Here is an 8,597-nt window from a genome sequence, read left to right as displayed (position 1 = left end):
CTTGGCACTGGCTTACAAGCACCCTGTTGAGTTCTCAAAGAACAAACACACACCAAACCCGAACCCCACCAACAAGCAGGACCCGAACCCGGGGCAACTCCTCTACGCTACCCGTCGCACTTGCCTGTGTCAACTCAGTGTTTCAAGTTGATCAAAGGTTCGTTTGACGGACCCCACGCTCACGCTCGCCATGATTTGGCGCTCGTTTCGAGTCGAGGGAAGATCCTGCAGCCCGGCCGAAGCTCGCTTTCGCGTTTTCTCCGTCCGGCTCGCTGCCGGCCCCGCTACGCTACCTGGTCTCTGTTGCCGCGTCAAGCCCTGACTTTCTGGCCTTCTTCGACTCCATCTGACCCTCCCCACAGTGACTCCCACCGGTAATTCCGGTGCTCCTCACTACGGGGAACCTGCAGAACCGGCCGGACCACCACTTTCGCGGTGTTCCCGCCCGGCTCCCTGCCGGCCCGCAGAACATTACCGAAGGCCCACGTGATCACAAAATCGGGGGGTGACCGCCGGCGGGCCAACAGTCCACATAGGTCCGGTTGGAGGCCGTGACCCTGCCCAGAAGGCTCATCCGACCCCGCCGTGCACGACGATCGCCGCGAAGGTCCCGAGCACGATGAACGGTCCGAAGGGCAGGTGTCCCGACCAGCGCACCCTGCCGGCCGCCATCATGGCCAGCGCACATACGGCCGACGCCACGAACGTGAGCAGAAGACCACCGACGAGAACGCCCCAGCCGAGCCAGCCGAGCACCGCCCCACTGCTCAGGACGAGCTTCGCGTCCCCGAGTCCGAATCCCCGTCGGCCGAGAAGGAGAGTGGACGCGGCGAACAGCGCCGCAAGAGCCGTACCCGCTATCAGTGCTCGCCCCCATCGGGCCGGGTCCTCTTCCGAGACTGCGGCGAGGGCCAGCAGGGCCCAGGTTCCTGCGGTGGCGGTCCAGGTGAGCCGGTCCGGCAGCCGGTGCACGGCGACGTCGACGAAGGTGAGCGCTACGGCGCAGCCCGCCCACCAGGCGAAGGCAAGCGTGGTCAGGATCGGTTGCCCGGCGAGGACGAGGCCCACCCCCGCGAGGACGACAGCCAGCTCGACCAGCAGGGCAGGTGCGCCCACCCTCGTTCCGCAGCGGTCGCATCGACCTCTCGGCAGCAGTACACCGGCCCCGCCGTCCAAGCCGACCGGCGCGGCGCAGCTCGGGCAGCCCTGGCGTCGTGGCTGACCTGGCGGTACGGATTCGGTGGCCACCACCGCCCGGAGCAGCGGTGTCAGGGTGAGGATCCGGAGCAGACGTACGGACCAGCGGGGCGGGTCGAGGGGGCCGGCTTCGGACACCTCGGTGCGTTCCGGAGGTGGCCCCACCTGCGGAACAGTCCTCGATCGACGTACGGAGCGATCACCATCAGTAGTTGGCCCATTGCGCTCCTGCGGCACCACGGGACCGCCGCCCGCAACCCCTGGCTCATCCTCGGAAAACGGCCACATCATGACTCTCCCTTGCATATCCCACCGTCACCACCGGCAGAGTGGCCGCTTTGCGAATCTCGAAGATCATGAAAAAGTGACCGTGGGTAATATCCGGCGGATTCAGCGCAACTTTTCATGATCGTCACAGTACGTATTCCTCGTTTGTGACCTCTTCTGCACAAGCGTCGACCAGCCTATGCTGCCCCCTTGGGTGATGAGCTACCGCCGGGAAACATCTGCCGAACCCGGCGTTAGCGCGAAAAGGGTGGGGGAACGTGCGCCGCGTGGAGGGCGGCGGCACGCGATTCGGACTATCGTCCGTAACGCGTAACAGGTAATCCAAGCCGACAAATGTGCAACGTGGGGACGCCTTGGCGCCGAGCTGGCCGGAAGGCGGCTTCCGCCGTACCCACTGAGTCGGCGATACGTCTCTGACCAGCCCTTATCCGGGCGGCATGGCTCATCCGAGCTGTCCGACCGGCGATGGTTCAGAGGAGGGAAAGGCCTTTGCGTAGACCGCATGTGGGTCGGCTTCGAGCCGGTCTCACCGCTGTCGTCGCCGTCTTCACGCTTGCCTCTTGCGGGTCGGCCGGCGAATCTGCCGATACTCCGGAAATCCGTGGCGACACCGGCGCCGCGCCTACTACGGACCCACGTAAAGAGCAGGCCGCTGAATCCGCCCTGACCGCGTACGCCGGTTATCTCGCCGCCTCGAAGACGGCCGAGTCGGTGCCCGATTACCAACACCCCGACCTGAGGAAGTATCTGGCCGATCCGTTGCTGACCCGGGTACGGCTTGCCATTCGCGACGTGAAGGACAACGGTGCCATGCGAACCGGCTCTCTTGTCTCCGATCCCACGGTGACCTTCGTCGACCTGGACGCGGTACCCCCGACCGTGTCCATCCAGGACTGCCTGGACGGCACCGGCTACAAGCTGGTGTACGCCAAGAACCGCAAGGAGGTTCCGGGCACCGCGAGCGGGCGATACGTCGCCACCGCGACCGCCAACCTCTACCCCGACGGACGCTGGCTGATCAGCACCGGTGCCGCACACCCGGACCAGCCGTGCTGACCCGGCGGTTGCTCGCGATCGGGGCGGGCCTCGCCCTGCTGCTGGTCGGCACGCCGGTACTCGCGGCGAACCCGAACGGTGGTGCGCAATGCCCGCCCGGCCAGACCACCTGCCACGCGTGGGGCGGAGGTCCGGGCACCCCGGGAAATCCGGGTGGCGGCGGGAACACCGGCGGCGGCAACAGCGGTGGCGGTGGCAACCGGAAGTGTTACGACCAGGGGCAGGAGATTCCCTGCTACGACGACGTCCTCGGCTGGTGGAACCCGTCGGACGGCTGCCGCTACAAACTTGCCGAGCCGCAGGGGTCGGATGTGCCGGCAGGCAAGACTCGCTACTGGCGCACTTGTGCCGGCGACGGCATGGGCAGCTTCGAGGCGGTAAACCTCGACTCGCCACCGACCGGCTTCGAGGCGCCGCCGTCGCCGGCAGAGGTCGCCCTCCGGCTGCTCGCGACCATCGAGATGAAGCACCCGGTCATCTCGACCGCTCCGGGCGTGGACGGCGCCGGCCTGGTCGGGCTGCCGGTCTGGCTCTGGATCGATTCGGGCCTGCCCTACTGGGGAAGGATCGCGGACAGCCGCACCGAGCAGAGCGTGAGGGTCAGCCTGACCGCCAGAGCCCACAAGGTCGTCTGGGACCTGGGTGACGGGAGCCCGCCGATCTCCTGCGACAACCCTGGCGAGCGCTACACCCCGGCGAAGGCGTCGAAGACACCGAAGTGCGGCCGCCCCGGCGGCTACCCGAAGTCGAGCAAGGACCGGCCGGGTGGCCACTACACAGTGACCGCGACCGTCTACTGGGAGGTCGACTGGCGGAGCGGCGATTTGGAGGGCTCCTTCGCAGACCAGACCCGGCAGAGCTCGGTCAACATCCAGATCGACGAGTTGCAGGTGGTCACCGGATGACGCTCACGACGACGCGCAACGAACCGCTCGACGCCCCGATCGCGCCACCCCGGGTGGTTCGCCAGCGCCGGATGCGGCCCGGCCTGCTCGGCCTCGCGGTACTCCTGGTTGCTCTCGGCGGCCTCGGCTCGGCCTTCGCCGTGACGTCGGTACGCGCGACCGGCTCCTACCTCGCCATCGCGCGGCCGGTCACGGTCGGATCGGCGCTCAGTGCCGACGACCTGGTCACCGTGCAGGTGGCAGGCGGCCAGGGCCTCGTTCCGGTGCCGGCCGGCCGGATCGACGACGTGATCGGCAAGCGGGCTGTCGTGGGTCTGGCCGCCGGCACGCTGCTCACCATGTCGCAGCTCACGGATCAGCCGATGCTCGGTCCCGACCAGCAGCAGATCGCGCTGGGCCTCGCCGCGAGTGAGGTGCCGGCCCGGAAGCTGAACCCCGGCGACCGGCTGCTGCTGGTGAGCACGCCGGCGAAGAACAGCGAGGGAAACGCCCCGAGCACCCGCTTCGAGGCGACTGTGATCGACATGGCCGCCGACCGGAACAACGTGGTGCTCTACATCGCGCTGGCGAACCGTGACGTGGCCGCCGTGGTGGCGCTCGACGCCAGCGACCGGATCGCGGTCGTTCTGACCGGGGCAGCCTGAGCATGGCTGTCATCGCCCTCGTCTCGGCCAAGGGGTCGCCCGGCGTGACGACGGCCGCGCTCGCCTGCGCGCTGTCGTGGCATCGCCGGATGGTCCTCGCCGAATGTGACCCGGCCGGCGGCTCGATCATGGCGGGTTACCTGGCCGGCGCCGTCGAGGGACCCCGGGGTATCGGCGAACTCGCCGTCGCCGAGCTTCGTGACGGCAACCTGGAGACCGACTTCTGGTCGCAGCTCATCGACCTGGACGCGCCCCGCCGGGAGCGGCTGCTGCTGCCCGGGGTCGTCGATCCGGCCCAGGCGGGCAGTGTCATCCCGCTGTGGCAGCGGTTCGCCGACTTCTTCACGGATCTGGAGAAGGGCGATCCGGCGTACGACGTGATCGTGGACTGTGGGCGGTTGCAGGTCGTCGGGCCGCCCTGGCCGGTGTTGCGGGCCGCCACGGTGGTCATGGTCGTCACCGGGGCGCATCTGCCCGAGCTGTCCAGCGCCCGCGCCACGGTGAAGGCGATCCAGCGTGACTTCGCCGAGCATCGGGTGCCGCCCGGTTCGCTGCGGCTGCTGCTGGTCGGCGCCGGGCACAGCCGGGGCGAGATCAGCAAGGCGTTGCAGTTGCCGGTCATCGGGGAGCTGCCGCGTGATCCGCGTACCGCGGAGGTGCTCAGCCACGGTGGCACGGTGCGGGCCGGACGACCGCTGATGCGCGCGGCCGGGGCACTGGAGGTCCCGGTACGGGCGTTGCTGGACCGGCGGCGGGCCCGGCTGTCCTGGCCGGCGGCCATCGGGGAGGCACCACATGCGGTTTGAGCCGGTTTCACATGATCCACGCAACGGCTCGCACGGTGCGACCTCGACGGTGCCGCCGGCCGCGAACGGACGGCACCACCCGCCGTCACCGATAGTGCCCGTCCTGCCCTCGCCACCGCCCGTCGCGGCGCCGCCGCCCCGGCCGCGACTGGACTTCGCCGTGGTGCGTGAGCTGCGCCGCGAGCTGAGCGAACGGCTCACCCTGTGGCAGCGCGGACGCGAGTTCACCGTCGACGAGGAGGACGTCGAGCGGGCCCGGTTGGCGGTGGCGGTCGTCGCCGAGTACGCCGACGCCGTCCGGCGGGCCGGCACCCCGATGCCGGCCGCCGAGGAGCGGGTGCTGCTCGACCAGGTCACCGCGGAACTCGTCGGGCTGGGTCGGTTGCAGACGTTGCTCGTCGACGACTCCATCGAGGAGGTCCACATCCTCGGCTGCGACCAGGTGCGGATCACCCGGCGGGGCGGTGGCGTCGACTGGGGTGACCCGATCGCCGACAGCGACGACGAGATGGTGGAGATCCTGCAGGCCGCGGCGCGGCGGGCGGGAGCCACCGAGCGGTCGCTGTCGACGTCGAAGCCGACCCTCGACCTGCAACTCCCGGACGGCAGCCGGCTGGCCGCGGTCTACCTGGTCAGCCACCGCCCCTACGCGGTGATCCGGAAGCACAACACCCTGGACGTGACCCTCGACGACCTCGCCGGCGGCCGGTCCGACCTGGACGAGATGGTCGACGTACTGGTCCGCGACTTCCTGCGGGCGTCGATGCGGGCCGGGCTGAACATCATGGTCGCCGGGTTGGCCGGGGCAGGGAAGACCACGGTGGTCCGGGCTTTGATGAACGAGATCCCGCCGGACGAGCCGTACGTGCTGCTGGAGGAGAGCCGGGAGTTGCTGCCGGCCCGGCGGCTGGCCAAACACCGGGCGGTGATGAGCTTCGAGTCCCGGGAGGGACACGGCGAACGCGGACTGGACGGACGCCCGGCCGGCGAGGTCACGATCGCCGACCTGATCCCGGTGGCGTTGCGGATGGGTGTGCTGCGGATCGTCGTCGGCGAGGTCCGGTCGCGGGAGATCGTGCCGATGCTCCAGGCGATGACCACCAGCCGGGGGTCGATGTGCACCATCCACGCCCGTACGCCGGCCGGGGTGAGCGAGCGGATCGTCGAGCTGGCGCTCGCGCACGGCCGGGAGATGACGGTCGACCAGGCCCGGCGGATGGCGGGCAACGCCCTCGACCTGATCGTCTACGTCACCGTCGAGGACGAGACCGCGATCGGTGGGCGCAAGCACCGCTTCGTCTCGCACGTCGAAGAGGTCATCGGCGCTGCCGAGGGGAGCCGGATCAGCACGACCAGAGTCTTCGGCCCCGGCCCGGACGGGCGTGCCGTGCCGCAGCACCTGCCGGAGCGGATCCGTGAGCAGTTGCTGCGGATCGGCTACGACGCACGGATGCTGAGCCGTTACATCGAGGCCGGCACGGGGGCCTGGCGGCGGCCCCGGCACACCAGGGTGAGGCGGTCGTCGTGACGCTGCCCGCCAACATCGAACTGATCGCGGTGATCTCCGGTGCGGCCTGCGCCGGTGGTCTGGTGCTGGCCGTGGTCGCGCTGGTCGGCACCAGCCGGCCGGCGGCTCCCCGGTCCGGCAACGAGTGGCTGCACCGGCTCTGGCTCGGTTCGAGCAGCAACCGCCGTGACCAGCGCCGTCACCAGGCACTGCTGGCCGGCGCGCTGATCGCCGGCGCGGTCGCGTTCCTGCTGACCGGCCTGCCGATCGTCGGTGTGCTGGTCGCGATCGCGGTGCCGGGTGCCCCGTGGCTGTTCACCGTGGGAAAGGCGGAACAGCGAACCATCGCCCGGATCGAGGCCGTCGGCGAATGGACCCGCCGGCTCAAGGACGTCTCCAGCACCGGCCAAGGCCTCCAGCAGGCGATCGTCGGCACGGTCACCAGCGCGCCGGAGGAGATCGAGGAGGAGGTGCGGCTGCTCGCCGCCCGCCTCCAGGCCGGCTGGTTGGGGCGTACCGCGTTGCTGGCCTTCGCCGACGACATCGGCGACCCGGTCGGTGACCAGGTCGTCGCGGCGCTGATCCTGCACCTGACCGACCGGGGCGAGCGGCTCGGCGACGTACTCGGCTCGATCGCCTCGGCGGCGGCCGCCGAGGTGGCGACGCGCCGCGAGGTGGAGGCGAAACGTACCCAGCCGCGGTTCGCGGTGCGCTTCCTGACCGGGATGACGCTGCTGGTGCTCGGCTACGGCCTGCTCAACCCCGAATACATGCAGCCGTACGGCACAGCGGGTGGGCAGATCGTCATGGTCGTCCTGGGCGGGCTGTTCGTCGCACTGCTCGCCTGGGTGCGGTCGATGAGCCTGCCGCCGAAGCCGGCCCGGTTCCTCGCCGCCCCGAGCGTCGACGAGGTGTTGCGATGATCCTCAACCTGCACCTCACGATCGCGGTGGTCGGGGGCGCCCTCGTCGGTCTCGGCATCTTCCTGGTGATCCGCGAAGCGCTGCCGGCCACTCCCGCGCTCGCCCCGGCGCTGCGCCGGCTGCATCAGCCGGCGACCGGCGGCCGGCAGTCGGTGAAGGGCGGCCGTGACCTGGAATGGCTCGGCGGGCTGACCCGTTGGGTCCGGCCGCCGGTCCGGGATCTGGCCCTGCTCGGCCGTACGCCCGAGCAGTACACCCTGTCGCTGCTGCTCTCCGCCCTCATCGGGCTGGCCACCCCGGCGCTCGGCGCGGTGCTGCTGACCGCCGGTGGGGTCGAGCTGCCGGTCACCGTCCCGGTCCTGGCGAGCCTCGGCGTCGCCGGTGCGATGGCGCTGATCGCCCACCGGGACGTGCTCGCCAAGGCGGAACGGGCGCGGCGGGAGTTCAGCCGGGCGGTCTGCACCTATCTCGACCTGGTCGCGTTGCAACTGTCCGCCGCCCACGGGCCGGTGCAGGCCCTGGAGCAGGCGGCGGCGGTCTGTGACGGCTGGGTCTTCGAACGGATCCGCGAAGCGCTGCGGATGGCCCAGCTCCAGATGCACTCGCCGTGGGAGGAGTTGCGCGACCTCGCCGACGAGATCGGCGTACCGGAACTCGGTGACGTCGGCTCGATCATGCAGATGTCCGGCGCCGAGGGCGCCCAGGTGCACGAGACTCTCCGGCAGCGGGCCGACTCGCTGCGTGACCAGATCCGCACCGACAACCTCGCCCGCGCCGAGGCGGTCACCAGCCAGCTCGACATCCCTGGCGCGCTGCTGGTCTTCGTCCTCATCGGATTCGTCCTCTATCCGTTCATCACCCGGATCTGACCACTGCCCCGAAAACCCTCGAACCCCTGAACTCGAAACTGGAGGAAGACGATGGCCGTCCTCTACTACCTGCAGGCCAGACTCGCCCAGCGGCTGGCCGAGCTGCGCCGCCCCGAGGAAAGCGACCGGGGTGACGGACCGGTGCCGACCGCGATCATCATCGCCGGACTCGCGGTGCTCGGCGTCGCGGTACTCATCTGGGCCACCGGCCTGGTCCAGGAGTACATGGACACCCAGGTCCCCGACATGCCGGGCGCCCCCGGTGTCGGAGACGGCGCCTGAGCCGTGGTTCCACCGTCACTCAGCGGTCCGCGCCGGGGCGCCCGGCATGTCGGGGACCTGGGTGTCCATGTACTCCTGGACCAGGCCGGTGGCCCAGATGAGTACCGCGACGCCGAGCAC

Annotated in this window: 9 protein-coding genes; 8 read left to right on the top strand and 1 reads right to left on the bottom strand. The window is 69.9% G+C overall.

Features of this window, described 5'->3' with window-relative positions; translation table 11 throughout:
• Positions 1–570: 570 nt before the first annotated feature.
• Complete coding sequence (locus tag AB0I42_RS36955; RefSeq protein WP_357544431.1) at positions 571–1,335, bottom strand: A24 family peptidase; 765 nt, start codon at positions 1,333–1,335, stop codon at positions 571–573.
• A gap of 615 nt (positions 1,336–1,950) precedes the next feature.
• Here AB0I42_RS36955 and AB0I42_RS36950 point away from each other — a divergent pair.
• Genes AB0I42_RS36950 through AB0I42_RS36915 form a run of 8 tightly spaced genes read left to right on the top strand, consistent with a single transcriptional unit; the run spans position 1,951 to position 8,477 of the window.
• Entirely contained in the window at positions 1,951–2,541 is a 591-nt protein-coding gene (locus tag AB0I42_RS36950; RefSeq protein ID WP_357544428.1) for a hypothetical protein, read from the top strand.
• Entirely contained in the window at positions 2,535–3,446 is a 912-nt protein-coding gene (locus AB0I42_RS36945) for a hypothetical protein (protein ID WP_357544427.1), read from the top strand. Before AB0I42_RS36950 ends, AB0I42_RS36945 begins: the two co-directional genes overlap by 7 nt.
• The gene (locus AB0I42_RS36940) at positions 3,443–4,090 is read left to right on the top strand and encodes an SAF domain-containing protein (RefSeq protein ID WP_357544426.1); all 648 of its coding nucleotides are present in this window, start codon (positions 3,443–3,445) and stop codon (positions 4,088–4,090) included. The genes AB0I42_RS36945 and AB0I42_RS36940 overlap by 4 nt, the downstream gene beginning before the upstream one ends.
• Positions 4,091–4,092: 2 nt before the next feature.
• Positions 4,093–4,896, top strand: a complete 804-nt coding sequence (locus AB0I42_RS36935) for a ParA family protein (RefSeq protein ID WP_357544425.1) — start codon at positions 4,093–4,095, stop codon at positions 4,894–4,896.
• Positions 4,886–6,424, top strand: a complete 1,539-nt coding sequence (locus tag AB0I42_RS36930) for an ATPase, T2SS/T4P/T4SS family (protein WP_357544424.1) — start codon at positions 4,886–4,888, stop codon at positions 6,422–6,424. Before AB0I42_RS36935 ends, AB0I42_RS36930 begins: the two co-directional genes overlap by 11 nt.
• A gap of 2 nt (positions 6,425–6,426) precedes the next feature.
• Positions 6,427–7,326 carry a type II secretion system F family protein gene (locus tag AB0I42_RS36925; RefSeq protein WP_357544430.1) on the top strand — a complete coding sequence of 300 codons (900 nt, stop codon included), beginning with the start codon at positions 6,427–6,429 and terminating at the stop codon, positions 7,324–7,326.
• A complete protein-coding gene (locus tag AB0I42_RS36920; protein ID WP_357544429.1) occupies positions 7,326–8,195 on the top strand; it encodes a type II secretion system F family protein in 870 nt (289 codons plus the stop codon). The genes AB0I42_RS36925 and AB0I42_RS36920 overlap by 1 nt, the downstream gene beginning before the upstream one ends.
• Positions 8,196–8,246: 51 nt before the next feature.
• Positions 8,247–8,477, top strand: coding sequence for a hypothetical protein (locus AB0I42_RS36915; protein WP_357544423.1), 231 nt, complete (start codon positions 8,247–8,249; stop codon positions 8,475–8,477).
• Positions 8,478–8,597 lie beyond the last annotated feature (120 nt).

This window comes from Polymorphospora sp. NPDC050346, from assembly GCF_040655695.1.
Classification (GTDB): Bacteria; Actinomycetota; Actinomycetes; order Mycobacteriales; family Micromonosporaceae; genus Polymorphospora; species Polymorphospora lycopeni.
The sequence above is the reverse complement of the archived record's forward strand: the minus strand, read 5'-3'. Positions and strand labels throughout refer to the sequence as shown.

Excerpts from the sequence above, each read along its gene's own strand:
- AB0I42_RS36915 (WP_357544423.1), top strand. The coding sequence starts at position 8,247 with ATGGCCGTCCTCTACTACCTGCAGGCCAGACTCGCCCAGCGGCTGGCC.
- AB0I42_RS36930 (WP_357544424.1), top strand. The coding sequence starts at position 4,886 with ATGCGGTTTGAGCCGGTTTCACATGATCCACGCAACGGCTCGCACGGT.
- AB0I42_RS36940 (WP_357544426.1), top strand. The coding sequence starts at position 3,443 with ATGACGCTCACGACGACGCGCAACGAACCGCTCGACGCCCCGATCGCG.
- AB0I42_RS36935 (WP_357544425.1), top strand. The coding sequence starts at position 4,093 with ATGGCTGTCATCGCCCTCGTCTCGGCCAAGGGGTCGCCCGGCGTGACG.
- AB0I42_RS36950 (WP_357544428.1), top strand. The coding sequence starts at position 1,951 with ATGGTTCAGAGGAGGGAAAGGCCTTTGCGTAGACCGCATGTGGGTCGG.